Genomic DNA, 25323 nt, shown 5'->3' with positions numbered 1-25323 from the left:
GACAGTACCGATGGACTGTTTCCAATATGTGGCATTGAGAAAACCCTGCTGTTCCCTAACGGAAAAGACCAGGTCAAGGACGGCTGAGAGCGCTCACATTCGCGTCGTTGTCCACCGGTTGCCCAGCGGCCGACGCCAGCAGACCCTCGAGCACGTGCTTGCCTAGTGCATTGTCCGCGGGCAGATCGATGGGGTACTTCCCGGTGAAACATGCTGCACACAAGCGCGATTCGGGCTGCTCCGACGCCGCGATCATGCCGTCGATGGAGATGTAGCCCAGCGAGTCGGCACCGATGGCCTGCCGGACGCCTTCGAGGATTCCGTCCTCGGAATCGACGCCGTTGGCGATCAGCTCTGCGGGAGAAGCGAAGTCGATGCCGTAGAAACAGGGCCACCGCACCGGCGGGGACGCGATACGTACGTGGATCTCGAGGGCGCCGGCCTCGCGCAGCATCCTGATCAGCGCCCGCTGCGTGTTGCCGCGAACGATCGAATCATCCACCACCACGAGCCTTTTGCCGCGAATGACCTCTTTGAGAGGGTTGAGCTTGAGCCGGATACCGAGCTGGCGAATGGTCTGCGACGGTTGAATGAACGTGCGGCCCACGTACGCGTTCTTCATGAGCCCCTGGCCGTACGGGATTCCCGAGCCCTGGGCGAAGCCCACGGCTGCCGGAGTTCCGCTCTCGGGCACCGGGATGACCAGATCACCCTCGGCCGGATGCTCCTTGGCGAGACGACGTCCGATTTCCACCCGAGTCGAGTGCACCGAGCGACCGCCGATGACGCTGTCGGGCCGTGCGAGATAGACGTACTCGAACACGCAGCCCTTGGGCTCGGGGGCAGCGAAACGCGAGGACCGAACGCCGTCGGCGTCGATCGCCAACAGTTCGCCGGGCTCGATGTCGCGGACGAACGCCGCACCGACGATGTCGAGTGCTGCGGTCTCGCTGGCGACGACCCAGCCGCGATCGAGGCGACCGAGGCACAGCGGCCGTACGCCGTGCGGATCACGCGCGGCGTAGAGGGTGTGCTCGTCCATGAAGGTCAGGCAGAACGCGCCTTTGAGCAGGGGCAGCAATTCCATGGCCGCCTGCTCGATGGTGCAGTCGGCGGCCTTGTGCGCCAGCAGTGCCGTCACGACATCGGAATCCGACGTCCCGTTGCCCTGCAATCGATCGCTGATCAGGCCCGCATCGCGAGCCTTGGTGGCGAGTTCGGCGAAGTTCACCAGATTGCCGTTGTGCCCGAGCGCGATACCGGTACCGGCAGTGGTGGTACGGAAGATCGGCTGCGCGTTCTCCCACGTCACCGAACCACTCGTGGAGTAACGGCAATGACCGATGGCGACGTGCCCGGGCATCGCGCCGAGCGTCTGCTCGTCGAACACCTGACTGACCAGGCCGAGATCCTTGAACACGAGCACCTGGGAGCCGTCGGACACCGCGATGCCTGCGGCTTCCTGACCACGGTGCTGCAGTGCGTAGAGGCCGTAGTACGAGAGCTTGGCCACGTCCTCGCCCGGTGCCCACACACCGAACACTCCACACTCTTCGCGCGGCTCGTTCTCCGGCTCGTCGATGGGTTTGCCTACCAGAAGATTCGGACTGTCGACCGACAAATCGGCGTTGGTCACGGGCATTGCTCCCTAGGGGGTCCGGGGCGGGGGGCCGTGCCCAGTCTACGGGCACACGGGCTGACACAACGCATCGTGTGTCCAGGAGATTCCCGACGGCCGAACGGCCGCTGAAATCCGGCGGTCAGGTGATGGTCAGCAACGGCAACCAACGACCCACCTCGACGGCCCGGCTGCCGGACGCGTCGATCGAGCCGTCGCCGAGCGCCTCGGCGAAATCCCGGGTCCCGGTAGCCACCTGAAGCCATGTCAGAGCATCGGTTTCGACGACGTTCGGCGGGGTTCCTCTGGTGTGCCGGGGCCCGACGATGCACTGCACCGCGACGAACGGCGGCACCCGCACCTCCACCGACGACCCCGGTGCGTTCTGACCGAGAGTCCTGGCCGTGGTGCGCACGGCGGCGGCGATCTGTGCGCGTGGCGGCTTGTCGGCCTCACCTCGGATCCAGCCCGCGACGGCCAGAACGGCCTCGCGCACCTCGGCGGGACCGACCTCCTTGTGCGGTGGCATCTCCGGTCAGCTCCTCTCACGTTCGGTCGCCGCGAGATGCGCCAACACGGCACCGCTCGCGTTGAGTGCGTAGTGCAGCGCAGCAGGGGCGAGCACACTGCCGCTGCGTGCCCGCAGCCACGAGAACACCACCCCGGCGACGGTCGTCGCGGCAACGGTCCCGGCTACCGAATCCCCGGCGGTGCGGGCGGGACGAATGTGCCACAGTCCGAAGAAGACCGGCGACAGGGCAGGCGATTCAGCGTCGAGCACACCGCGGAAGAGCAACTCCTCGGTCAGCACCGTCCCCACCGGAATTCGAAACAGCACCCATTCGGCGAGATCGTCCTCGGACGGTCGGACGCGCCGACGCAGTGCGGGTACGGCGGCCACCACCGCAGACCCCAGGACGGGTATCGCTGCCGCAGCCGCACCCCATTTGAGCCCGGATGCGGAATTACGCAGGCCCAGCCGTTCGGCATTCGATCCCGACACCGCAGCCACAGCGACGGCGAACGACGCGTTGGCCACTGCCCGCCCGCGGGCTCCGAGCCCGGCCGCAGGCAGCACGTAAGTGCTCCACGCCGTTGTCACGAGTCCGGTCAGAATGGGTCGTTCCGCAGGCTCCACTCCGGTTGCCAGAGCGGTTCTCACTTCTCGGGACCGTCACGTCCGGCGAATTGCTCCATGACGCCGCGCACTCGTTCGGTGTCGCGGTCGGTCCACCCCTCGGGGGCGGCGACGGCCACCCAGCCGTCGAGCACGAGGGTTCCGTAGTTGTGACCGTGGCCGTCGGGGACGCCCGCGGCGTTGGTCAGGTCCGCTGCCACCTGCCAGAAGGTCACCACCGGGAACCACCGCATGCTCGGCAGTCGGTCCGGCCCCGGCGGCTCGGACAGCCAGTCCGGACGCTCGAACAGCAGGTCGGGTGACCACCAGACCACCGGATCCGACGCATGCTGGACGTACAGGATGCGCGGGGCGTACCAGGGCTGATCCTCCGGCGGGATGCCCGACGAATTGTCGGCGAAGCGAACCGTCAGGCCCTCGGAGTACACCGGCCGAACCTCGGGGCTGCCCGGATCACGCCTGCTGACGAACTGACTCCAGATGCGGTTGTCGTTCGGCGGACCCACCCACAGGACGCCGTCGGTGGTGGCGCGGATGTCCGCCAACCCGTCGAACGCACCTTCACCGGACTTCGTCCCCAGACTTTCGCCGTAGACGTAGAACTTGGGACGGGTGGCCTCCGGCTCCTGCAGCCACCGGTCGTGCACCTTGTCGATCAGCGCCTTGCCTGCCTGGGCGGCTTTGTCGCCCTCGGCGATGAACGAGATCCAACTCGGCAGATACGAGTACTGGGAGGCGACGGTGGCGACATCGCCGTCGAACATCAGCTCCTCGGCCTCGACGGCGGTGGGGTTGACCCATCCGGTGCCGGTGGTCGGCACGACGATGAGCGCTTTGCGCCGGAACGCGCCGGTGCGTTCGAGTTCGGCGACAACAATGTCGAGTCGTTCGTCCTGAGTCTCAGCGGTTTCCAGTCCGGCGTAGGCCCGAATGGGTTCGAGGCTCGGACGTCCGGTAGCCCGTTCCATCTCGTCGGCTCGCAGGCCGCTGGAGACGAAGTTGCGGCCCTCGAATCCGAGTGTGTCCCACGGTGCCAACGAGTTCGGGCTACCCGACCTCTCATCGGCGACGGGTTGTTCTGTGCCCTCTCGCGTTTCGTTGTTCTGCAGACTGAACACCGAGTTGGTCACCTCGGAGACCGCACGCAGCAGCACACCCTGAACCAGGGCGACGACCAGCACCACCAGGACGATCACGCCGAGTGCGTTGGCCACCTCGCGTGGCATCTTCACGATGCGATTGATCTGACGGGCGAGCAATCGGACGACGTCGCGCAGCACCCGCGAGATCGAGATGAGCAGTGCGGCAATGGCAATGCTCAACGCTCCGGTGCGGAGGTACCCCGTCGTGGTGGTCCCCTCCGCGTCCATGAGCGCGGCGAGTTCACGCTGCCACTGCGCCGAGACCGCCAGCATGATCATCGACGCAGCGACAGCGAGGACGAGTACGACCACCTTGACTGCAAGTTCGACCTTGCGCGGCAATGGCCACCACGAACGCGACGACAGCCACCAACGCGTCACCGCCCATCCCACGGCCACCCCGAAGGCGTACCCGATAGCCGAGTTGATGCCGCCGATGATGCCTTGGAACAGCCATCCACGAGGCAGCAGCGACGGCGTCAGCGACCAGCAGAAGAACAACGCGCTGAACGCGATTCCGGTGAAGTCAAGACGCAGCAGGCCCCACGACCACATGACGAACGGATGCTTCTCCGGCGACGGAGCCGAGAACTCCACCGTCGGAAAGTGATACCGATGATGCTGATCCTGCTCGAGTGTGGGCTCGGTCCCCCTTCGACGCTCCGATACCTGTCCCCCCACCTCGGTCAGCCGAAGAGTCTGGGAAGAGTGCTCTCGAACGTCTCCCGCAGTTCCGTCATCGGCACGGAGAACTGCCCCTGGACCTCGATCGAATCCGAGCCCTCGTCGACGACGCCCACTCGCGCCAACGGAAGTCCGCGTGCGGTGCACATGCCGGTGAACCGGGTCTCCTCGGTGCGCGGCACGGCGACCAGCACCCGGCCGGAGGATTCGGAGAACAAGGTCACGAACGGGTCTGCGCCTTCGGGAACGATGATGCGGCAACCGGTTTCGCCGGCCAAGGCTGCCTCGACGACGGCCTGAGCGAGACCACCCTCGGACAGGTCGTGGGCAGCCGAGACCAGGCCGTCGCGGGAGGATGCGAGCAGGATGTCTGCCAACAACTGCTCCCGAGCGAGATCGACCTTCGGCGGAACGCCGCCGAGGTGATCGTGCTCGACCTGCGCCCAGATGGACCCGTCGAACTCGTCGTGGGTCTCCCCCAGCAGGATGAGTGTCTCGCCGGGCTCGAGGCCGAGTCCCGTCGGGATGCGGCGATGGACGTCGTCGATGACGCCCAGTACTCCGACCACGGGGGTCGGCAGGATCGGCTCGGCACCGGTCTGGTTGTAGAAGCTGACGTTGCCGCCGGTGACCGGGATCCCGAGGGTGACGCACCCGTCCGCCAAACCGCGTACGGCCTGCTGGAACTGCCACATGACACCCGGGTCCTCCGGAGAACCGAAGTTCAGGCAGTTGGTGACGGCCTTGGGAGTGGCACCGGTGACCGCGACGTTGCGGAACGCCTCGGCCAGAGCCAGCTGCGCGCCCTGGTACGGGTCGAGTGCGGTGTAGCGGCCCGACGCGTCGGTGGCCAAAGCGATTCCGCGACCGGTCTTCTCGTCGATGCGGATCACGCCTGCATCGGCGTTCTCGGCCAGCACGGTGTTGCCGCGGACGTAGCGGTCGTACTGCTCGGTGATGAATCGGCGGCTGCACAGCTGCGGCGAGCCGATCATCTTCAGCAGAGTGGCCTTCAGCTCGTCCGCGGTTTCCGGACGCTTCAGCGACGCCGTGCTGTTCGCGATCAACGCGTCCTGGGTGTCCGGGCGCTGCACCGGACGGTTGTACACCGGGCCTTCGTGCGCAACGGTTTTCGGCGGTACATCGACGACGGTATCGCCGTGCCAGGTGATCTGGAGGTGCTCGCCGTCGGTGACCTCACCGATGACCGTGGCCAGGACGTCCCACTTCTTGCAGACGGCCATGAATGCGTCGACGTTCTCGGGGGTCACCACGGCGCACATGCGCTCCTGGGATTCGCTCGAGAGCACCTCGGCCGGAGTCATGCCGGTGGCGCGCATCGGCACCTTGTCGAGCTCGATGTGCATGCCACCACTGCCGGCGGACGCGAGTTCCGATGTGGCGCAGGACAACCCGGCACCACCGAGGTCCTGGATGCCGACGACGAGCTTGTTCGAGTACAACTCGAGGCAGGCTTCGATGAGCACCTTCTCGGTGAACGGATCGCCCACCTGAACCGCGGGAAGCTTCTTGCGGCCCCCACCGGTCTCGTCACCGTCGAAGGTCTCCGACGCGAGCACGGACACGCCACCGATGCCGTCGAGACCCGTTCGTGCACCGAACAGAATGATCTTGTTACCCAGGCCCGACGCGAACGCGAGATGCATGTCCTCGACCCGCATGACGCCGGCACACAGGGCGTTGAGCAGAGGGTTACCGGCGTAGGAGGCGTCGAACACCGTCTCGCCGCCGATGTTCGGTAGGCCGAGGGAGTTTCCGTACCCACCGACGCCTGCGACGATGCCGCTCAGGACACGGCGCGTATCGGGTGCATCGGCAGCGCCGAATCGCAGCTGGTCCATGACGGCGATCGGGCGAGCGCCCATGGCCATGATGTCGCGGACGATGCCGCCGACGCCCGTCGCCGCACCCTGGTAGGGCTCGACGTACGACGGGTGATTGTGGCTCTCGACCTTGAACGTGACGGCCCAGCCGTCGCCGACGTCGACGACGCCCGCGTTCTCGCCGATACCGGCGAGCATCGGCTTGCGCATCTCGTCGGTGGTGGTCTCGCCGAAGTACTTCAGATGCACCTTCGAGGACTTGTACGAGCAGTGCTCGCTCCACATGACGGAGTACATCGCCAATTCGGCGTCCGTGGGCCGACGACCGAGGATTTCCTTGATGCGGACGTATTCGTCGTCCTTGAGTCCGAGTTCCTTGTACGGCTGCGCAACGTCGGGGGTGGCGACGGCGTTCGAGACAGTATCTGTGGGTACAGAGCTAGCGGACACGAGGAATAGGTCCCTTCGATGGAGCGAAATGCCAGGGAGAGTCTATAAGGTGCCGCCGACATGTACGGCATCGGACGTATCGGCCTCGTGCGAACATCACCTGATGGACATTGCACTGACCGAGGACGATCTGGACGAAACGGGCGTCATCGACCCGTCGATGGTGGCCAAGGGAGTCGACGTACCGCCGAAAGCCGTCGTCTGTTTCTTCGCCGAAGTGATCGAGAGCATCTGCGCGAAAGGCGACGCCCGCGTGGTGTCGATCATGCGCTCCGAGCACGGCGAACACCCCGTCTACGAGATCGAACGAGGCGGACAGAAACTTGCCGTCTTCCATCCCGGCGTCGGCGCGCCACTGGCCGCACTGTTCCTCGAAGAAGCCATCGCCATGGGCTGCACACAGTTCGTCGCCGTCGGCGGTGCCGGGGCGCTGTCCGACGACCTGGGCATGGGACACGTCATGGTCGTCGACAGCGCCCTGCGCGACGAAGGCACCTCGTTCCACTACCTGCCACCCGGTCGAGTGGTCGACGCCGATCCCGCAGGCGTCGCCGTACTCCAATCGGTACTCACCGACGCCGGCATCGACTTCGTCACCGGCCGCTCCTGGACCACCGATGCGCTCTACCGCGAGACCCGCGGCCGAGTCTCGCGCCGCGTCGAGGAAGGCTGCCGAACGGTCGACATGGAGGCGTCGGCCTTCTGCGCAGTCGCCCGATTCCGTGGAGTCCGATTCGCGCAACTGCTGTACGCGGGAGACTCCCTGGCCGCCGACTGGGATCACCGCGGCTGGACCAAGGCAACCACGGTGCGCGAACAATTGTTCTGGCTCGCTGCCGACGCCTGCCTGCAACTCGATCCGGTCTAGGTCTTCGGCCCACCCCCCTGATCTCGCAAACGCGCTCGCGTTTGCCAGACGCGAGCCGAATTGCCCCGGAATCGGGCACGAAACTCCGCGCACCTGACGAATGCGCGCGCGTTTGCGATTGCCGAACGATGATCACGAGCTTCGCGGTCCAAGGCTCACCAACATTCGACGTCCGCCCCCGGATCTCGCAAACGCGCGCGCGTTTGCCGAACGCGAGCGAAACAGCCCCGGAATCGGGCACGAATCCGCGCGCACCTGACAATTGCGCGCGCGTTTGCGACGCCGATCTGGCTCAGGCAGGGGCGAGGAAAGCCGCCAACGCGTCGGCGTATGCCTTCACGTCGCCGGCTCCCATCAACTCTCGGGACGAGTGCATGGCGAGTTGCGCTGCGCCGACGTCGACCGTCGACAACCCGGTGCGCGACGCGGTGATCGGTCCGATGGTCGATCCGCACGGTAGATCCGCGCGATGGACGTAGCGCTGCAACGGTACGTCGGCTTGCTCGCAGGCCAGTGCGAATGCACCGGCACCGGCGGAATCGGTTGCGTAGCGCAGGTTTTGGTTGACCTTGAGTACCGGTCCGCCGCCGAGTTCGATGCGATGGGCGGGCTCGTGGCGATCCGGGTAGTTCGGGTGTGTCGCGTGCGCCATATCGCCCGAAGCACAGATGGATCCGGCCATCGTGCGCAGGAATTCCTCACGGCCGCCGCCGCGTCCGAGCACGATGCGTTCGAGCACGGTGTTGAGCAGGTCCGAGAACGCGCCGCGGTCGGACATACTACCGACTTCCTCGTGGTCGAACAGCGCCAGCACCGGAGTGACGTCGGTCGGATTCTCCACTGCCGCAAGCAAAGCCTGCGTTCCGGCGTAACAGGTGCCCTGGTTGTCCAGACGCGGCGCACTGATGAACTCGGATTCGACGCCTACCACCGCGCTGGGTGCCAGGTCGTGTGTCATCAGTTCCCAGCCCAGCACCGAACCGGGATCGACGCCTTCTCGCTCGGCGACGTAGGAGACGAAGGACCGTGGCGAATTACCCACTCCCCAAATGGCATTGACGTGCCGCTGCGGATCGAGCGTCACGCCTTTGCGGTCCTCGGACAGGTGGATCGCCAGCTGCGGAACGCGAAGGATCGGCTCGTCCACCTTGACGAGTACCTCGCGGGCGGTGTTGCCGTCACGCACGCTGAGCCGGCCGGAGATGCCCAGATCGCGGTCGAGCCAGGAGTTCAGCCAGGCACCACCGTACGGCTCCAGGCCGACCATCTGCCAACCCGCCGATTCGAGATCGGGATGCTGCTTCACCCGGAGATTGGGACTGTCGGTGTGTCCGCCGACGATGCGGAAGGGGCCCTCACGCTCGGTGCTCCAGGCAACGAGTGAGCCGCCGCGGATCAGGTAGTAGCGGCCCGCTTCCGTCGGCCAGGCATCGGTCTCGTCCAGACGCACGAATCCGGCGTCCTCGAGCTGCACCGACACCGTCCGACACACATGAAACGGGGACGGCGAGACGTCGACGAAGTTGCAGAGACCGGCAGCAGAGGCAGAGGACGACATGGGAACCATTGTGTCAGCCGCCGCGTCGAACACCCCGAGAGCACACACCGACCGGGGGAGAAACATGAAGATCGAGCCGACACCGAACCAACACGTCGCTCACGCAACCACACTCGCCATCGTACGAATGAAAACGATCGAAGCATTTCGTACCCGCGGAATGGTGGTGCACCGTGAGGATGCGACCACGCTCGGTGCGGAGTCGGGTGCACGCTTCCCGCTCGACAACGTGTTCGCCCGCTGCTCGGGTGCGCCCCGGTCGGCGTGGGACAGCATCATCGGTGGCCATGTCCAGGTCATGATCGAGGCGATGCGCGAGTCCGCTCCGGCGTTCATCGCAGGCCTGTCCGACGATGAGTTCCATTCGAAACTCCGTGAACGCGTCGTCGCGCCGTGCGTGTTGGAATCGATGGGTTCGTACAGTTATTCGGTTCCCCTGCTCGCGGCACCCGATGCGCCGAGGCGGGTGTTGAATCTGTCGTCTCCGAATCGAGCTCTGACGTTGTCCGACAGTCACTTCGAGGGGCGCGACATCGACGCTGCGTGGGCTGCGGGTCGCAAGAACACTGCGGCGATCGAGTTCGAGGGAGCGCAGTTGCTCGAACGCGAGGGGGTCTGCATCGAGGTGCTCGACGGCGATTCGATCTATCTTGCGTCGAAGATCGCCGATATGACCACGTTGATTTCGTCGCATCTGGGCGAATGCCTGTACGGCGTACTCTTCGCCGTCCCCAACGCGTACGAATTCGCCTTTCATCGGCCCCGCGACGCCGACGACGCAGTCGCGGCAGCCACCGCACTCGCCGAGCTGGCCGACGTGTTCTCTCGCGATACACCGAGCCCACTGTCGCGCTCGGTGTTCTTCTGGCGAGACGGCGAGTATTGCGACGTGACGCACGGGCCTACGGGTATCTTCACCTCAGCGTTGACCGAACTACGCGCACGCGCGGCCTGACTGCGATCACATGCCGACAGACCCGCTATTCGGGCGGCGGAGTGGTCGGTCGTCCCGCTGCAGCGTCGCGAATCCAGTCGGGTACGGGTTGATGATCGCGTTCGGCCATGGTGATGTACGCGCGGGCAGCGGCAGCGGCGACCGTTGGCCGTGGTGCTTTGATGTTGCGTTCGTCGGTGGTGGTCATCGCAGGTCCTCCTGCTCGCTCTCGCCGTCAGTGTCCTCGGTTTCGCGCGGTTGCGCCAGTGCGCGACGTGCAGACCGGTCCGCAACGGCCAGCAGCACCTTGCGTTCGGTGCTGGTGATGAGAGCGACCCCGACGACGGCCAGAACGCCGACGACGAGGGTGACCCACGATTGGGCGGGCATCCCCTGCTCAGTGCGCCCCGGATACGCAGAACACGTTGCCGTCGGGATCGCTCAGCGTCACCCAGCGAAAGTCACCCATGGTGTGCTGCTGGATCTCGGTCGCACCCGACTCGACCAGCCGAGAGACCTCGTCGTCGAGGTTCTCGGCGGTCATGTCGAGGTGGACGCGATTCTTACCCGGCGTCGGGTCGCCGACCTTCTGGAAGGCCAGTCGATACGGGGCCGAAGCGAGTGCAACGACGTAGAACCAGCCGTCGTTCTCCTCGACGATCGATCCGTCGACCTGTGAGGCCCACCAGCGAGCGAGCGGGCCCGGGTCGGTGGAATCGGACGTGATCATGCCCAGGGTCAGTGTCATGGCGGAAGATTAGACCCACCCACCGACACGAAGATCAGGCGTTGACGATCGCGTCCAGTGCCGAGTAGAAGATGCCGAGCCCGTCGTCGCTCGGGCCGGTCAACGGCTCGGTGGCGTGCTCGGGGTGGGGCATCAGGCCGACGATCCGACCGTTTGCCGACGAGATTCCGGCGATACCGCGCTGCGACCCGTTGGGGTTGCTCCCGCTGTAGCGGAACACGACGCGGCCTTCACCTTCGAGCTCGTCGAGCACGCTCTGCGATGCCTGGAATCGGCCCTCGGCGTTCTTGACCGGAATCAGGATCTCGGCATCCTGCTCGTATCGCGACGACCATGCCGTGCCGGCATTCTCGACCTTCAACCACTGGTCGCGGCACACGAAATGCAGGCCCTCGTTGCGCGTCAACGCTCCGGGAAGCAGTCCGACCTCGCACAACACCTGAAAACCGTTGCAGATACCCAGGATCGGCATCCCGCCCTCTGCCGCCTTGACGACGGACTCCATCACGGGAGCGAAGCGGGCGATCGCACCGGCCCGCAGATAGTCGCCGTACGAGAATCCGCCGGGGACGACGATGGCGTCGACGTTCTTCAGATCGGCGTCGGCGTGCCACAGGCTGACGGCCTCGCCGCCGGCGAGAGTCACGGCGCGGGATGCGTCGACGTCGTCGAGAGTTCCGGGGAACGTGATGACTCCTACGCGGGCGCTCATGAGATGCGGGTCACTTTCCAGTCCTCGATCACCGTGTTGGCGAGCAGCGATTCGGCAATCTTCTCGAGTTCGGCGTCGTCGACGGAATCGTCGATCTCCAGCTCGAAGCGCTTGCCCTGACGCACATCGGACACACCGGAGATTCCCAGCCGGCCCAGCGCACCTGCGATGGCCTGACCCTGCGGATCGAGAATCTCGGCCTTGGGCATGACATCGACTACGACTCGGGCCACGAAAGCGCTCCTTGAAATACGTACAGCAAGACAGTTACCGGCAGCTGGGAGTCTACGCAGCCCTGGCCAGCGGAGCGAAACCGCGCTTACTGTGGAGTGCATGCGGCTGACACACTTCGGACATTCCTGCGTTCTGGTCGAACTCAACGGCACCACGGTGCTGTTCGATCCCGGCACGTTCTCTCACGGATTCGAGGGCATCACCGGACTCGACGCCATCCTGGTCACTCACCAGCACCCGGATCATGTTGATCTGCAGCGACTTCCCGCGCTTCTCGACGCCAATCCCCGCGCCGAGCTGCATGCCGATCCCATGACGGCAGGCCAGCTCGGAGGGAAATGGATCGCGGCCCCGGCGGGCAAGGACTTCTCCGTGGGCGGCATCACCGTCACCGGAGTCGGCGGCACGCATGCCGTCATCCATCCGGAACTGCCGGAGATCGACAACACCGGTTACCTTCTCGGCACTCCCGAGAACCCGGGGCAACTGTTCCATCCCGGTGACTCGTTGTTCGTTCCCGAGCAACAGGTCGAGGTACTGGCACTGCCCGCGGCAGCACCGTGGTCGAAGCTGTCCGAGACGGTCGAGTTCCTGCGTGCGGTGGCTCCGAGGATGGCGTTCCCCATTCACCAGGCCGTCGTCGCGGAACAGGCGAGGGGCATCTACTACGGACGCTTCAAGGAGATGTCCGACGCCGAAATCCGCGAACTCCCCGAGGAATCGTCCGTCTCGATCTAGCCGGTGACCTCGGGCGGGAGGGTGCCGATCATGGTCACTTGCGTTCCGTCCCACTGGTAGTCGATCGTCGCCGGTCCGCCGGTCGGGTTCGCATTGGCGTCATCGGCGAGTGGCCAGCGGTAGTTCACTGTGATCGTGTCGGCGGACTGTGCCGCCACCGACGTGAACCCGTACGGCTCCAGCGTCGCGGTGCCGAGGTACTCGGCGTCGTGGAAGAAGAGCAGATGCGTCGGCGAGCTGACCGTCGCGCCGTACGGGAGGGCTTCGACCCAGGTGAACGACGCACAGGGATCGCCCATGTCGGTGGCGACCCACGGTGAATCTGCGAACACGAGCGGCAGCGAGTCCACCGCCTGCGGTACCGGCCCCCACGTCAGATCCAGGCACAGCGGCTCGGCTTCCGACGGACCCATGGGAACCAGGTCGCTGGCCTCCTCGGGTGGCGTTCGCTGCGGCTGCGCTCCCTCGGTCACGGTGGCCGGGGCGGGTGTCAGCGGTGCCAAGCTCGTCGCTGTGGTCGTCGGAACGGCCGAGGACGGTGCTGCCGACGGCGTTCCTTGCTCCGATCCGCCGCACGCGACGAGAGCTGTTGCACCGACTGCGAGGAGCAGAAGTCGTTTCATGAAGACCACCTGGTTCGATTTGCCCGACGTCAGGTATGTCCACTCGCAAACGCGTTCCGTTACATCACATTTCGATCAAGGGGCCTGAACCCTGCCGGCGCAGGCAACTTCTGCTCCACTGTTCGCTCGCTCCGCGGTATTTCAGCGGAAGCCGCCACAGAGTGGAGCGCCAGTTGCACTCGTCAGTCGAGCCGAACCAATTCCTGCAGTGCCGACTCGTCCACCGCGTCGAGTCCGTCCAAGAATGCAGCAGCGAAGGTACCCGGACGCGACGTCGAGCGAGCCGCAATCTCCGACGCGACCGCCACGTGCGCGTGCGCGGCGACGGCACCGATCAACGCAGACGGAGAAACGGAACAGTACGCAGCCGTCAGCGCACCCAACGCGCATCCGGTGGCCGTAACTCGTTGCAGCAGTGCGCTTCCGCCGCCGATCTTCACCGTCGAGCCTTGCGCGAAGATGTGGTCGACCTCGCCCGAGGCCGCTACGACCTCGGCGCGGTCGAGGAGAGAACGCGCCGCGTCGACGGAATCCGCCACGTGCGCAGACGAATCCACGCCCCGCGATCCACCCTCAGCGCCCGCGAGTCCCATCACCTCGGAAGCATTCGCGCGAATCACGCTGGGCCGATTGGCAAGTAGCTCGACGGCCACCTGAGTCCGCCAGGGAAGACCGCCCGCGCCCACCGGATCGAGTACCCACGGCTTCCCCGCTGCTCGCGCGGCAGCGGACGCCAGACGAGAACTTTCCACCTGCGCGGCCGTCGGAGTTCCGAGATTGACCAGCACCGCGTCGGCGATCTCGGCGAAGCCGGCCGCTTCCTCCGGATTGTCGACCATCGCCGGAGCCGCACCTGCCGCGAGCAGGGCGTTGGCGACGAATTGCACCGACACCGTATTGGTCAGACACTGCACCAGCGGATTGCGATCACGCAGCAGTCGATGCGCGGCAACGATGTCGTCCAGGGTCACACTCGAGGCATTCATCGCTGTCGAGTCTACGACCGCTCCCACCCCGTTCGCGTCAATGGACCACCCCACCCCCTTCGGATCAATGCGCCTTTCTTGCAATCTGAGTGACTGAAAGCCACATTGATCCCAATTGGAGGTACAGAGCAAGCCGGGGGCGGGGCGGGGGTTGGGGCGGGGCGGGGTGAGGCAGCGAGGAGTCAGGCCACGCGAGTTTTGGTGCGCGGGATCCATTCGTAGACTCCGGCTGCGGCGTTGTGGTGCAGGGAGAGGTCGATGGCATCGAGGATTGCCTGTCGCGGCGCGGGGCGTCCGAGTTGCTTGGCGCTGATGGCCAGGCGCACCACTCCCCCGCGTCGGGCGGTGCGACCGGCCCCGAGTACGAGTGCTTTGAACCACCAGGGTTCGGCCTTGAAGCCTTCGCCGATTCCCCAGACCCGGGCGCGGATGGTGCCGTCGCGGTCGAGGTCGTGAATACCGTTGAGTGAGGCGATCATTCGGAATCCTGCATCCGGGAGCGCCTCGATGGCTCCGGGTGAGGCGATCCAGCGCGGAGCGGCGAACACTCGGGTACGCAGGCCGGTCTGTTCCATGACGCGGTCGGCGGCCATCAAGCGCAGTCGAGCTTCGTGACGCGGCAGTGCGGAGAATTCGGAGCGTCGACGCTTCGTCGCGGCCTGGTCGTAGCCGTGCAGAACGATGGCGTCGCCTCCGTCGCGTCGCGTCCGCAGCCATTCCTGGGTGGGCACGTCGGCTGCGAGACGGTATCTGTCTTTCAGCCGCGGTGCGACGAGGAGGGACAACGGGACACCCCGTCCGTCGAGTTCTCGCGCGAACTCGGCGGCATGCTCGTAGGTGTCGTTCTTGATTCCGCTCACCGACACGATCAGGCGTCCAGACATGACTCGAGCCTCGCACACCAGCGTGAACGAGGCTCGACGTCGATGCAGACAGAAGCTAAACGGCGATCGTTTCCTTCGGCAGGATCTTGTCGATCGCGGCGAGCACCTCGGGTGCGTCCGGCTCGGTGCGCGGGCGGAACCGGTTGGTGACTACGCCATCCGGGGAGATCAGGAACTTCTCGAAGTTCCACTGAACGTCTCCGGCGGTGCCGTCGGCGTCCTCGGTCTTGGTCAGTTCGGCGTAGAGCGGGTGCCGGTTGTCACCGTTGACGTCGACCTTCTCGGTCATCGCGAACGTGACGCCGTACGTGGTGGAGCAGAAAGTTTCGATTTCTTCGGCGGTGCCGGGCTCTTGGCCACCGAACTGGTTACACGGCACCCCGACGACCGACAGGCCACTGGCGGAGTACTCGTTGGCGAGCTTCTCCAGCTTTTCGTACTGCGGGGTCAGTCCGCACTTGGATGCGACATTGACCACGAGGACGGCCCGTCCGGCGTACTCGTCGAGCGAGGTGGGCGCACCACCCAGCGTGTTGATGCCGATGTTCTGAACTTCAGTCATCACCCGAACTTACCTGTGAGTACCGACAGAATGGAACCGACGCACAAAAGCAAGTACGACCCCGCTGGTGGCAGGGCCGTACTTGCGTTCTTCCGAACCGGGCGACGGGGGGATGCGCGTCGCCCGGCAGGTTCTTATGCCTTGGCGGCGTTCTTTTCGATGATGACCTGCTTGTCGGCGGGTCGCTCGTCCTCGGGGAGGTGGTCGTCGACCATGGTCTCCTCGTCGAACGGCAGGTTGCCGTCGAGCACCGTGTTGACCCGATCCTTATCGATCGTCTTGGTCCAGGTGCCGACCAGCAAGGTGGCAACGGCGTTACCCGAGAAGTTGGTGACGGCGCGGGCTTCGGACATGAAGCGGTCGATTCCGACGATGAGCTGAACACCGTCGAGCAGTTCCGGGCGGTGGCTCGACAGGCCGCCGGCGAGAGTCGCCAGGCCTGCTCCGGACACTCCGGCTGCGCCCTTGGAGGCGATGATCATGAACAGCAGCAGCGAGAACTGCTCCCCGATGGAGAGCGGCATGTTCATGGCGTCGGCAATGAAGATCGAGGCCATGGTCAGGTAGATCGCGGTGCCGTCGAGGTTGAACGAGTAACCGGTGGGGACGACGATGCCGACGGTGGTGCGCTCGACTCCGACGTGCTCCATCTTGGCGATCAGACGCGGCAGGGCCGATTCGGAGGACGACGTGGCAACGATGAGCAGGTACTCCCGGGCCAGGTACTTGACCAGCTTGAAGATCGAGAAGCCGGAGACGAACTTGAGAATCAGGCCGAGGAAGAAGAAGACGAAGATGAAGCAGGTGATGTAGAAGGCCAGCATCAGAGTGCCGAGCTGAATCACTGCGTCGAAGCCGGTCTTGCCGACGACACCGGCGATGGCACCGAAGGCACCGATCGGGGCGAGCCACAGGATCATCGTCAGGATGCGGAAGACGAGCTTCTGTACTGCGCCGATGCCCTTGAGGATGCCTTCACCCTGCTTGCCCATGGCCTGCAGTGCGAAACCGACGAGGATGGCGACGAACAGCGTCTGCAGAACAGAACCGGCCGTCAGCGACGAAAGCAGCGATGTCGGAATGATCCCGGCGATGAAGTCCATCGTCCCGCCGGCCTCGTGGGCGGTGTCGGCGAGCTTGAGTCCGGCGTCGTTCGGCGTGATGTTCAGTCCGTCACCGGGCTTGATGAGGTTGCCGACAACCATGCCGATACCGAGGGCGATGGTCGACATGCCGATGAAGTAAGCGAGCGCCAGGCCGCCGACTCGGCCGACGCTGGCTGCGGCGCGTACCGATCCGATGCCGAGGACGATGGTGCAGAAGATGACCGGGCTGATCATCATCTTGATCAGGCTGACGAAGAGCGTGCCGAGGATCGACAGGTCGGACGCGAAATCCTTGGCCACCAGCCCGACGATGATGCCGGCGATGACGGCGATGATCACCGCGATGTAGAGCCAGTGCGTTCTGTCGCGCTTCTTCTTCGGCTCGGACGACGGATTGTCGTTCCGCTCAGCGTCGGTGCTGATAGTCATGGACGTTCCTTAGTGTTCCGGTGGTGCGTGAATGTGGCTGGTGGCTTCGTGATCGCCGGAGTGGAGTGAGGTGGGTCACCCCTGCTGAGAGATGATGTTGCTGCACGCAGTGACTGGAGTCACCTATACGTTCATTCTGTTCACATCGATGTTTCTTGTCCGAAAGGAATGTGTTGTCCTCGAAGCGGCCGCTGAGCGTGGCGGGCCAGGTATTGGTCCTGCAACTGGTCGTCATGGCCGTCGTCGTTCTCGCCGGCGGGATCCTGACGATCCTCAACGAGAGGTCCAACAGCGACGACGCCACCCGACGTGAGGTGACGGCGATCGCGGTGAGTATCGCCAACGAACCGTCGACGCCGCTGGCCATCGAATCCGAAGACCCGACGTCTCGTCTGCAGCCGGAAACGGAGAAGATCAGGCAGGTCACCGGGGTCGATTTCATCGTCGTCATGGCTCCCGATCGCACCCGCTTCACGCACACCACCGTCGACCTGATCGGTAAACCGTTCAGCGGCAACATCGATCGCGCACTGCTCGGCGAGACGTTCACCGAGACGTACGTGGGCTCTCTCGGCCCGTCGATCAGGGCGGTCACACCCGTCACCGATACCGACGGCGAGATCGTCGGTCTCGTGTCTGCCGGAGTCACCCGCCAGAAGATCAGCGATCAGTTCCTGCAAGGCCTGCCGTTGATCCTCGCCGTCGTGCTCGCGGCCTTCGTCGTCGCTGCGGCCGGTTCGACGCTGCTCAGCCGCCGGCTACGGCGTCAGACTTTGGGGATGGCTCCGGCCGAATTGCGGACGATGTACGAGCATCACGACGCCGTTCTGCATTCCATCGGCGAGGGTCTGTTGGTGTTCGGACGCAGCGACGAGGCGGAGTTGGTCAACGACGAGGCCCGACGCCTTCTCGACCTACCGGACGGGCCGGTATCGCTGACGTCGTTGCCGGAGTCGATGCAACAGATGGACACCGGGATCGTCCGCGGTGAGCTGCATCTGACGAAAGATCGTGTACTCGTCGTCAACCAGGATCCGGTCATGTGGGAGGGCAAACGCCTGGGTAACGTCCTGACGATTCGCGATCAGACCGAGTTGCGTTCGTTGATGGGCGAATTGGATTCGGTGCGCAGTTTCGCGGAGTCACTGCGCTCGCAGGCGCACGAGGCGGCGAATCGGTTGCACACGGTCATCACGATGGTCGAACTCGGTCGGCCCGAAGAAGCCGTCGAATTCGCGACGGCCGACCTCGAACTCTCGCAGACGCTCATCGACCGGTTGATGAACGCGGTCGGCGAGCCTGCGCTCGCGGCGCTGTTGCTCGGCAAGGTCAGCCAGGCTGCCGAACAGGGCGTCGAGCTGACGATCACCGACGACACGGCGATGGAACACGAAGGGGTTCTGACTGCTCGCGAATTGGTGACGCTGGTAGGCAATCTGATAGACAATGCGATCGATGCCTCGAAAGAATCCGACCAGCCGTGGGTCGAAGTGACGGTCCGCGACGCCGACGGTGAACTTGTCGTCCGGGTGGCCGACAGTGGTCCCGGCATGCCACCGGAAACCTTGAAAGCTGCTCTCCGGCGGGGATACTCGACCAAATCCGGATCTCGCGGACTCGGCCTCGCGTTGGTGACGCAGGTGATCACGCGGCACGGTGGCACGTTGACCTCGGAAGTGACGTACGGGTCGGTGTTGGTTGCGACCATTCCGGGGGCGACGTCGTGATCCGCGTACTGATCGTCGACGACGAACCGCTCATCGCCGAGGCCCACAAGACGTACGTCGAGCGGACGCCCGGTTTCGACGTGGCCGGCGTCGCGCACACCGGCGCTGCGGCCATGCGATTCGCCAGCACCGAACCCGTCGATCTGGTGTTGCTGGACATCGGCCTGCCCGACGCCAGTGGCATCGACGTCGCTGCGGCGCTCGGCGGTCTGCGTCCGAGCCCCGACGTCATTGCCATCACCTCCGAACGTGATCTGTCGGTGGTGCGTTCGGCAGTGGCGCACGGCATCGTGCTGTATCTGCTCAAACCGTTCACGTTCGCTGCGTTCCGCGACAAGCTCGAGCGCTATCGCGAATTCCACGATGCATTACCCGCCGGCGAGAACGCGTCGAGTCAACGAGACATCGACCGTGCGATGGCGCATCTGCGCACGGCCGACGAACGCGTCTCCACCCCCAAAGGCATTGCCCCACAGACGATGGACGGCATCACCGCCAGCGTCAAGCAATCCGTCGACGGCCTCAACGCCTCCGAGGCGGCCAAGGTTGTCGGCGTATCCCGGGTGACGGCCTGGCGCTACCTCGAACGACTGGCCGACGACGGCCTGGTCACCCGGCACACCGAATACGGTAAGGCCGGGCGACCGCAGGTCCGCTATGTGTGGCGTTAGAGCGGCTGGCGCCGCATGTGAGTGGAAATTCGGAGCAGGCTACGAGGCAGGAGTGGAGCCTGCGGAACGACCCGAAAGTCAGCCACTCACATGGGCACCGGTCTTCTCGACGATCCAGGCGTACTCGAAGGCCGCTTCTTTCCATTTCTCGTAGCGGCCGCTGACTCCGCCGTGTCCGGCGCTCATTTCGGTCTTGAGGAGCAGGTCCGAGTCACCGGTCTTCGTGGCACGCAGGGCCGCAACCCATTTGGCCGGTTCGACGTACAGGACGCGGGTGTCGTTGATGGACGTGATCGCGAGGATCGACGGGTAGTCCTTGGCCTCGACGTTCTCGTAGGGGCTGTACGACTTCATGTACTCGTACACTTCCTTGTCCGCCAACGGGTTACCCCACTCGTCCCATTCGATGACCGTCAGCGGCAGCGACGGGTCGAGGATGGAGGTGAGTGGGTCGACGAACGGCACGTTGGCCAGGATGCCGTTGAACAGCTCGGGTGCGAGGTTGGCCACCGCACCCATCAGCAGACCACCTGCGCTACCGCCGTCGGCGACCAGATGCTTCGGTGAGGTACGGCCGGTGTCGATCAGATGCTGTGCCGCAGCGATGAAGTCGGTGAACGTGTTCTTCTTCTGCAGCGTCTTGCCCTGGTCGTACCAGTGCCTACCCATCTCACCGCCGCCGCGCACGTGTGCGACGACGAAGACGATGCCGCGGTCGAGCAGGGACAGACGTGCTACCGAGAACGACGGGTCCATCGATGCCTCGTACGATCCGTAGCCGTACAGCAGCGTAGGAGCAGGCCCCTCGGGGACGTCCTTGCGAGCGATGACCGACAGCGGAATCTGTGTTCCGTCCGGCGCGGTCGCCCACTCTCGGTGCTGCACATAGTCACCGGCATCGAACTGACCCAACACCGGCTGCGATTTACGAAGCAGCAGTTCACTGCTCGCGATATCCAGGTCGTAGACCTGACCGGGCGTAATGAACGAGGTGTAGACCATCCGCAGCAACGGCTGATCCCATTCCGGGTTCGAGCCCGCACCGACGGAGTAGAGCTCCTCGTCGAACTCGAGCTCGCGGTACTCGCCGTATCCCTCGTCGGTCAGCGGCCAGATCGCCATGCGGGTCAACGCTTCTCGGCGGTAGGTGAAGATCAGGTGGCCGGCGAAGGCGTCGATGTCCTCGACTCGGACGTCGCCCTGATGCGGAACCAGAATGCGCTGATCGAGTGGATCGCTCACCGGGGCCTCAGCGAGCAGGAAGTTCTCGGCCTTCTCCCCCTCGGTGCCCCAGCCGTTGACCGAGCCGTTGTGGGTGATCAGGAAACGATCCTCACCGGCTACGACGGCGTGTTCGATGCTGTACTCGATGCCGTCCGTGCGCGGCAGCACGACGCGGAATTCGCCCTCGGGATCGGTGGATTCGAGGACGAGGCACTCGGAGGTGATCTTGGAGCCGACCCAGATCATCAGGTACTTCTCGCTACGGGTGGAACCGAATCCGACCCAGTAGCTCTCGTCGGGCTCGTGGAAGACCTTGACGTCCTCGGCCTTACCGAGCGTGTGCCGCCAGACGGTGTCGGGACGCCAGGACTCGTCGACCGTCAGGTAGAAGACATGCGTGGCGTCGGCGGTCCAGGTGGCTCCCGGCGCGACGTTCTCGATGGTGTCGGCGAGCAGTTCACCGGTCTCGAGGTTCTTGAAACGCAGCGTGTACCGCTCGTCGCCCTCGGTGTCGGTGGAGTACGCCAGCAACGTGCCGTCGAGGCTGATGGAGAAGGCCCCGAGCGAGAAGAAGTCGTGACCCTCCGCCTCGACGTTGGCGTCGAGCAGGATCTGCTCCCCCGGCACATCCACGTCGGACGACAGTGTCGGCGGTGTCCAGTCGTCGGGAGAGTCGACGGGGCAACGGCATTGGAGGCCGTACGACTTTCCCTCGACGGTGCGTGAGTAGTACCACCACTGGCCCATGCGCGTCGGCACGGACAGGTCGGTCTCCTGGGTGCGCGATTTGATCTCGTCGAAGATCTTGCCGCGGAGTGCTTCCAGTCCGGCCGTCTGCTGCTCGGTGTACGAGTTCTCGGCTTCGAGGTAGGCGATCACCTCGGGGTCTTCCTTGGCGCGCAACCACTCGTAGTTGTCGATGAACGTGTCGCCGTGATGGGTGCGCTCCTGCGGCACCTTCTTGGCAATGGGAGGGGTGATCGTCATGGCGTGACCCAATCGTCGAAGTTCAGGCCCGAGATGCGCTCGTAGGCCTCGATGTAGCGGCTGCGCGTTGCGGCGACGACGTCGTCGGGCAACGGTGGCGGTGGGGTGTCGGACGCTCGGTCCCAGCCGGATTCGCCGGTCAGCCAGTCGCGAACGAACTGCTTGTCGAAACTGGGCTGAACGCGACCTTCTTCGTACGAATCGGCAGGCCAGTAGCGCGAGGAATCGGGGGTGAGCACCTCGTCGGCGAGAACGAGGTTGCCGTCGGCATCGGTCCCGAACTCGAACTTGGTGTCCGCGAGGATGATTCCGCGTTCCAGAGCGAAGTTGGCTGCACGCGAATAGATCTCGATGGTGTCTTCGCGGAGCTTGAAGGCCAGCTCGGCACCGACCAGTTCGACGGCCTGGTCGAAGGTGATGTTCTCGTCGTGCTCGCCCAGTTCGGCCTTGGCGGCAGGAGTGAAGATGACCTCGTCGAGTTTGCTCGATTCGATCAGGCCGGGCGGCAGTTCGACGCCGCACACGGCGCCGGTCGCGTTGTAGTCCGCCAACCCGGATCCGGTGAGATAACCGCGAGCAACGCACTCGATCGGCACCATGTTCAGCTTCTTCACCACCAGGGCGCGGCCGAGCAGTTCGGCGGGGATGCGTTCGTCGAGCGGATCACCGGCCAGGTGGTTGACGCCGCCGAGCTCCTCGAAGAAGAACACGCTCATCGCCGTCAACACCCGTCCCTTGTCCGGGATCGGGGTGTCGAGGATGTGGTCGTAGGCCGAGATTCGATCGCTCGCGACGAGCAGCAGATGCGCGTCGTCGATCGTGTACAGATCGCGGACCTTGCCGCCGGCCAGATGCTCGTAGCTACTCAGTGATGGTCGCACGAGGCTCAACACTATCTGGGCCGGTGCCGCCACGTCGGCGGGCAGGGATCACAATGAGTAGCAATGGCAACGACCGAATCGACCCCGGACATCGGATTCCGCTCCGAACGCGGTCCCATCCTGATCGCGCTGATGCTCAGCTCGTCGCTGGTTGCGCTGGACGCGACGATCATCGCCACTGCGGTGCTCACCATCGTCGGCGACCTCGGCGGGTTCGCGCAGTTCCCGTGGTTGTTCTCGATCTACCTGCTGGCACAGGCTGTCTCGGTGCCGCTCTACGGCAAATTGTCCGATCTGTTCGGGCGCAAGAAGATCATGGTGTTCGGCATCGCGGTGTTCTGCCTGGGCTCGATTCTGTGCGGCCTGGCGTGGAGCATGCCTGCTCTGATTGCTTTCCGCGCGATTCAGGGACTCGGTGCGGGTGCCGTCCAGCCGATGTCCATCACGATCGCAGGCGACATCTACACGCTGCCCGAGCGCGCCAAGGTGCAGGGCTACCTGGCCAGCGTGTGGGCGATTTCCTCGGTGCTCGGCCCCGCCCTCGGTGGCGTCTTCTCCGAGTACCTGTCGTGGCGGTGGATCTTTTTCATCAACATTCCGCTGTGCGCGGTGGCGGCGTTCATGTTGCTGCGCAAGTTCGAGGAAGGCGCAGTCGAACGCGCCAAGCCGAAGATCGATTACCTCGGTGCCGCTCTGCTCACCGTCGGCGCGACGATGGTGCTCCTCGGCCTGCTCGAAGGCGGCCAGTCCTGGGCCTGGGGTTCGCCGATCAGCATCGCGATCTTCGTCGTGGGCTTCCTACTGCTGGCGGTGTTCGCATGGGTCGAGTCCCGCGCCGAGGAGCCGATCCTGCCGCTGTGGGTGTTCACCCGGCGGGTGCTGGTGGTCAGCAGCTTCATCTCGTTGCTCGTCGGCGCATTGATCCTGGGACTGACGTCCTACGTCCCGACCTTCGTACAGGGCGTGTTCGGCACAGGAGCCATCATCGCCGGCTTCTCGCTGTCCACGCTGACCCTCGGCTGGCCGATCGCGGCATCCCAGTCCGGGCGGGTGTATCTGCGCTTCGGCTTCCGCACGACGGCAGTGGTCGGCGGTTCGATCGGGATCGTGGGCACGGCACTGACGACTCTGCTCGACGCCGATTCGCAGATCTGGCACGTCGCGGCGATGTGCTTCGTCATCGGCCTCGGCATGGGGTTGATCGCGAGCCCCACATTGATCGCCGCACAGTCGAGCGTCGAGTGGGCCGAACGCGGCGTCGTCACCTCCACCAACATGTTCGCCCGTTCACTCGGTAGCGCCGTCGGCGTCGCGGTGTTCGGTGCCATCGTCAACGCCCGTGTGTCCGGAGATCCAGAACCCGAACAACTGTCCGACGCCATCCATCTGGTCTTCATCGGAGTGCTGGTCGCCGCCGTCCTGATGACTGTCGCTGCGGTGTTCATGCCCAAGCGCACGGCCCGATAACTCGCCCACTGCGCAGGGTTCCGCCGCGTACCGCGACCGGAACCCTGCGTCACGGGATCAACGCACCGAACGCGGAAACCAGTGCACCGGCGAGGTCACCGAGACGTTCACGGCTGTACCGGGAGCGAATCGGTCGCAGGCCCGAGCGACGACACGCAGCCGGAGCCCGGTATCGCGGTGTCGCACAGTGACCGAGCATTCGGGGCCGGTGAAAACTTCGTGTTCGACGAGAAATTCGCCGTCCTCGCGCTCCGACACCACCAACTGCTCGGGCCGGAGCAAGACCTGCCCCATACCCGTTGCCCTGGTGGTGGATTCGAGACGACCGAGAACGGTGTCGACCCAACCGTCGCGCGCGGCAGCATCGACGTAATAGGCGTCGCCGACGAAGCTCGCCACAGCCGGCGTGGTGGGCCGCTCGTACAGTGCACGCGGCGTATCGACCTGCGCACAGCGCCCGCCCAGCAGGACCGCAACCCGATCCGCGGTGCCCAGAGCCTCGGCCCGATCGTGGGTGACGAGAATCGACGCGGTCTTGCTGGTGAGCAACAACTCTCGCACGTCCTGCCGAATCGAGGTCCGCAGACCTGCATCGAGAGCAGCGAACGGCTCGTCCATCAACACCACCGAGGGAGCCGGGGCCAATGCGCGCGCCAACGCGATCCGCTGTTGCTGCCCGCCCGAGAGTTCGCTGGGTCGAACCGCACCGGCGTCGGGCAGTCCGACGAGCTCGAGCATCTCGTCGACGCGTCGGGCACGCTCGGCTCGGCCGGACAGGTACGGCCGCACGAACCCTGTGCGCAAACCGAATTCGATGTTCCGGCGCACCGTCAGATGTGGAAACAGTCCACCTTCCTGCGGCATCAGGCCCACCCCCCGCTTCTCCGGTGGCACCTGAACACGCCCGGCGACGGAGAGGTCGCGCCCGTCCGCGGTGATGCGGCCCGCATCGATACGGTGCAGGCCTGCGATCGATCGCAGCAGAGTCGTCTTGCCGCAGCCGGAGGGTCCGAGAACGGCGAGCATCTCACCGTCGCCGAGGTCGAGATCGATTCCGTGCAGCACCGTCGTACTGCCGTACGAGGCAACGAGATCGGACATCACCATG

The 25323-nt window shown here is 65.0% G+C and carries 25 protein-coding genes; 6 read left to right on the top strand and 19 right to left on the bottom strand.

Going from position 1 to position 25323, the window contains the following annotated elements; all coding sequences use genetic code 11:
* Positions 1-73: 73 nt before the first annotated feature.
* The 5 genes from purF to purL all read right to left on the bottom strand — a co-directional run bounded on the left by purF (position 74) and on the right by purL (position 6876).
* The gene (gene purF / locus RFA01S_RS09775; RefSeq protein WP_032367510.1) at positions 74-1636 is read right to left on the bottom strand and encodes an amidophosphoribosyltransferase; all 1563 of its coding nucleotides are present in this window, start codon (positions 1634-1636) and stop codon (positions 74-76) included.
* 124 nt (positions 1637-1760) lie between these two features.
* Positions 1761-2147 (bottom strand): sterol carrier family protein, encoded by a 387-nt coding sequence (locus RFA01S_RS09770; protein ID WP_032373762.1) that lies wholly within the window; start codon positions 2145-2147, stop codon positions 1761-1763.
* Between the two features lie 6 nt (positions 2148-2153).
* Positions 2154-2735, bottom strand: coding sequence for a CPBP family intramembrane glutamic endopeptidase (locus tag RFA01S_RS09765; protein ID WP_032407727.1), 582 nt, complete (start codon positions 2733-2735; stop codon positions 2154-2156).
* A 41-nt stretch (positions 2736-2776) separates the two neighbouring features.
* A complete protein-coding gene (locus RFA01S_RS09760) occupies positions 2777-4453 on the bottom strand; it encodes an alpha/beta hydrolase (RefSeq protein ID WP_238325137.1) in 1677 nt (558 codons plus the stop codon).
* 131 nt (positions 4454-4584) lie between these two features.
* Complete coding sequence (gene purL / locus RFA01S_RS09755; protein WP_032407659.1) at positions 4585-6876, bottom strand: phosphoribosylformylglycinamidine synthase subunit PurL; 2292 nt, start codon at positions 6874-6876, stop codon at positions 4585-4587.
* Positions 6877-6979: 103 nt separating this feature from the next.
* Here purL and RFA01S_RS09750 point away from each other — a divergent pair, with 103 nt between their 5' ends.
* Positions 6980-7744, top strand: coding sequence for a nucleoside phosphorylase (locus RFA01S_RS09750; protein WP_230597351.1), 765 nt, complete (start codon positions 6980-6982; stop codon positions 7742-7744).
* 292 nt (positions 7745-8036) lie between these two features.
* On the opposite strand, the gene RFA01S_RS09745 is transcribed toward RFA01S_RS09750, so the two are convergent.
* Complete coding sequence (locus tag RFA01S_RS09745; RefSeq protein WP_032407728.1) at positions 8037-9311, bottom strand: M18 family aminopeptidase; 1275 nt, start codon at positions 9309-9311, stop codon at positions 8037-8039.
* A gap of 118 nt (positions 9312-9429) precedes the next feature.
* Here RFA01S_RS09745 and RFA01S_RS09740 point away from each other — a divergent pair, with 118 nt between their 5' ends.
* Entirely contained in the window at positions 9430-10257 is an 828-nt protein-coding gene (locus RFA01S_RS09740) for a hypothetical protein (protein WP_174557233.1), read from the top strand.
* A gap of 25 nt (positions 10258-10282) precedes the next feature.
* Here the strand turns inward: RFA01S_RS09740 and RFA01S_RS27715 are convergent, their stop codons facing one another.
* Genes RFA01S_RS27715 through purS form a run of 5 tightly spaced genes read right to left on the bottom strand, consistent with a single transcriptional unit; the run spans position 10283 to position 11929 of the window.
* Positions 10283-10444 (bottom strand): hypothetical protein, encoded by a 162-nt coding sequence (locus tag RFA01S_RS27715; protein ID WP_155288495.1) that lies wholly within the window; start codon positions 10442-10444, stop codon positions 10283-10285.
* Positions 10441-10626 carry a hypothetical protein gene (locus RFA01S_RS09735; protein WP_032407660.1) on the bottom strand — a complete coding sequence of 62 codons (186 nt, stop codon included), beginning with the start codon at positions 10624-10626 and terminating at the stop codon, positions 10441-10443. Before RFA01S_RS09735 ends, RFA01S_RS27715 begins: the two co-directional genes overlap by 4 nt.
* Before the next feature lie 7 nt (positions 10627-10633).
* On the bottom strand, positions 10634-10984 hold the full coding sequence (locus tag RFA01S_RS09730; RefSeq protein ID WP_032407661.1) for a VOC family protein: 351 nt from the start codon (positions 10982-10984) through the stop codon (positions 10634-10636).
* Positions 10985-11018: 34 nt separating this feature from the next.
* Positions 11019-11696 (bottom strand): phosphoribosylformylglycinamidine synthase subunit PurQ, encoded by a 678-nt coding sequence (purQ, locus tag RFA01S_RS09725; RefSeq protein ID WP_027495839.1) that lies wholly within the window; start codon positions 11694-11696, stop codon positions 11019-11021.
* Positions 11693-11929 (bottom strand): phosphoribosylformylglycinamidine synthase subunit PurS, encoded by a 237-nt coding sequence (purS, locus tag RFA01S_RS09720; RefSeq protein WP_032371340.1) that lies wholly within the window; start codon positions 11927-11929, stop codon positions 11693-11695. Before purS ends, purQ begins: the two co-directional genes overlap by 4 nt.
* Positions 11930-12029: 100 nt before the next feature.
* On the opposite strand from purS, the gene RFA01S_RS09715 reads away from it, so the two are divergent.
* On the top strand, positions 12030-12668 hold the full coding sequence (locus tag RFA01S_RS09715) for an MBL fold metallo-hydrolase (RefSeq protein ID WP_032367483.1): 639 nt from the start codon (positions 12030-12032) through the stop codon (positions 12666-12668).
* Here RFA01S_RS09715 and RFA01S_RS09710 read toward each other — a convergent pair.
* From RFA01S_RS09710 to RFA01S_RS09690, 5 genes are all read right to left on the bottom strand, one after another.
* The gene (locus RFA01S_RS09710; RefSeq protein ID WP_032367505.1) at positions 12665-13291 is read right to left on the bottom strand and encodes an LppP/LprE family lipoprotein; all 627 of its coding nucleotides are present in this window, start codon (positions 13289-13291) and stop codon (positions 12665-12667) included. The two genes, RFA01S_RS09715 and RFA01S_RS09710, sit on opposite strands and share 4 nt — an antisense overlap.
* Before the next feature lie 182 nt (positions 13292-13473).
* On the bottom strand, positions 13474-14277 hold the full coding sequence (gene thiM, locus RFA01S_RS09705) for a hydroxyethylthiazole kinase (protein ID WP_032381803.1): 804 nt from the start codon (positions 14275-14277) through the stop codon (positions 13474-13476).
* Between the two features lie 182 nt (positions 14278-14459).
* Positions 14460-15161 (bottom strand): DUF2334 domain-containing protein, encoded by a 702-nt coding sequence (locus tag RFA01S_RS09700; protein ID WP_032407376.1) that lies wholly within the window; start codon positions 15159-15161, stop codon positions 14460-14462.
* A gap of 55 nt (positions 15162-15216) precedes the next feature.
* Complete coding sequence (locus tag RFA01S_RS09695; RefSeq protein WP_027495833.1) at positions 15217-15726, bottom strand: glutathione peroxidase; 510 nt, start codon at positions 15724-15726, stop codon at positions 15217-15219.
* Positions 15727-15857: 131 nt separating this feature from the next.
* Entirely contained in the window at positions 15858-17258 is a 1401-nt protein-coding gene (locus tag RFA01S_RS09690; RefSeq protein WP_032367551.1) for a cation:dicarboxylate symporter family transporter, read from the bottom strand.
* A 233-nt stretch (positions 17259-17491) separates the two neighbouring features.
* Here RFA01S_RS09690 and RFA01S_RS09685 point away from each other — a divergent pair, with 233 nt between their 5' ends.
* Positions 17492-18985, top strand: coding sequence for a sensor histidine kinase (locus RFA01S_RS09685; RefSeq protein WP_230073743.1), 1494 nt, complete (start codon positions 17492-17494; stop codon positions 18983-18985).
* Positions 18982-19656: a response regulator gene (locus RFA01S_RS09680; RefSeq protein ID WP_027495830.1), complete on the top strand. Its 675-nt coding sequence runs from the start codon at positions 18982-18984 to the stop codon at positions 19654-19656. Before RFA01S_RS09685 ends, RFA01S_RS09680 begins: the two co-directional genes overlap by 4 nt.
* A 78-nt stretch (positions 19657-19734) precedes the next feature.
* Here RFA01S_RS09680 and RFA01S_RS09675 read toward each other — a convergent pair whose 3' ends face one another.
* Positions 19735-21867, bottom strand: coding sequence for a S9 family peptidase (locus RFA01S_RS09675; protein ID WP_032407153.1), 2133 nt, complete (start codon positions 21865-21867; stop codon positions 19735-19737).
* Positions 21864-22748 carry a phosphoribosylaminoimidazolesuccinocarboxamide synthase gene (locus tag RFA01S_RS09670; protein WP_032374034.1) on the bottom strand — a complete coding sequence of 295 codons (885 nt, stop codon included), beginning with the start codon at positions 22746-22748 and terminating at the stop codon, positions 21864-21866. The genes RFA01S_RS09675 and RFA01S_RS09670 overlap by 4 nt, the downstream gene beginning before the upstream one ends.
* 63 nt (positions 22749-22811) lie before the next feature.
* Between RFA01S_RS09670 and RFA01S_RS09665 the strand changes: the two genes are divergently transcribed.
* Positions 22812-24215 (top strand): MDR family MFS transporter, encoded by a 1404-nt coding sequence (locus RFA01S_RS09665; RefSeq protein WP_032371345.1) that lies wholly within the window; start codon positions 22812-22814, stop codon positions 24213-24215.
* 57 nt (positions 24216-24272) lie between these two features.
* Here the strand turns inward: RFA01S_RS09665 and RFA01S_RS09660 are convergent, their stop codons facing one another.
* On the bottom strand, positions 24273-25322 hold the full coding sequence (locus tag RFA01S_RS09660) for an ABC transporter ATP-binding protein (protein WP_228139151.1): 1050 nt from the start codon (positions 25320-25322) through the stop codon (positions 24273-24275).
* Between the last annotated feature and the right edge of the window lies 1 nt (position 25323).

This window comes from Rhodococcoides fascians NBRC 12155 = LMG 3623 (assembly GCF_001894785.1).
In the GTDB taxonomy this organism is placed as follows: domain Bacteria; phylum Actinomycetota; class Actinomycetes; order Mycobacteriales; family Mycobacteriaceae; genus Rhodococcoides; species Rhodococcoides fascians.
Note: the sequence above shows the minus strand (reverse complement) of the source record. Positions and strands in the feature narration are given on the sequence as shown.

Coding starts and splice junctions, on each gene's coding strand:
- RFA01S_RS09770 (WP_032373762.1), bottom strand. CDS start 2,147: ATGCCACCGCACAAGGAGGTCGGTCCCGCCGAGGTGCGCGAGGCCGTT.
- RFA01S_RS09760 (WP_238325137.1), bottom strand. CDS start 4,453: ATGTGGTCGTGGGGCCTGCTGCGTCTTGACTTCACCGGAATCGCGTTC.
- RFA01S_RS09750 (WP_230597351.1), top strand. CDS start 6,980: ATGGACATTGCACTGACCGAGGACGATCTGGACGAAACGGGCGTCATC.
- RFA01S_RS09745 (WP_032407728.1), bottom strand. CDS start 9,311: ATGGTTCCCATGTCGTCCTCTGCCTCTGCTGCCGGTCTCTGCAACTTC.
- RFA01S_RS09740 (WP_174557233.1), top strand. CDS start 9,430: ATGAAAACGATCGAAGCATTTCGTACCCGCGGAATGGTGGTGCACCGT.
- RFA01S_RS27715 (WP_155288495.1), bottom strand. CDS start 10,444: ATGACCACCACCGACGAACGCAACATCAAAGCACCACGGCCAACGGTC.
- RFA01S_RS09735 (WP_032407660.1), bottom strand. CDS start 10,626: ATGCCCGCCCAATCGTGGGTCACCCTCGTCGTCGGCGTTCTGGCCGTC.
- RFA01S_RS09730 (WP_032407661.1), bottom strand. CDS start 10,984: ATGACACTGACCCTGGGCATGATCACGTCCGATTCCACCGACCCGGGC.
- purQ (WP_027495839.1), bottom strand. CDS start 11,696: ATGAGCGCCCGCGTAGGAGTCATCACGTTCCCCGGAACTCTCGACGAC.
- RFA01S_RS09715 (WP_032367483.1), top strand. CDS start 12,030: ATGCGGCTGACACACTTCGGACATTCCTGCGTTCTGGTCGAACTCAAC.
- RFA01S_RS09710 (WP_032367505.1), bottom strand. CDS start 13,291: ATGAAACGACTTCTGCTCCTCGCAGTCGGTGCAACAGCTCTCGTCGCG.
- thiM (WP_032381803.1), bottom strand. CDS start 14,277: ATGAATGCCTCGAGTGTGACCCTGGACGACATCGTTGCCGCGCATCGA.
- RFA01S_RS09700 (WP_032407376.1), bottom strand. CDS start 15,161: ATGTCTGGACGCCTGATCGTGTCGGTGAGCGGAATCAAGAACGACACC.
- RFA01S_RS09690 (WP_032367551.1), bottom strand. CDS start 17,258: ATGACTATCAGCACCGACGCTGAGCGGAACGACAATCCGTCGTCCGAG.
- RFA01S_RS09685 (WP_230073743.1), top strand. CDS start 17,492: ATGGCCGTCGTCGTTCTCGCCGGCGGGATCCTGACGATCCTCAACGAG.
- RFA01S_RS09675 (WP_032407153.1), bottom strand. CDS start 21,867: ATGACGATCACCCCTCCCATTGCCAAGAAGGTGCCGCAGGAGCGCACC.
- RFA01S_RS09665 (WP_032371345.1), top strand. CDS start 22,812: ATGGCAACGACCGAATCGACCCCGGACATCGGATTCCGCTCCGAACGC.
- RFA01S_RS09660 (WP_228139151.1), bottom strand. CDS start 25,322: ATGGTGATGTCCGATCTCGTTGCCTCGTACGGCAGTACGACGGTGCTG.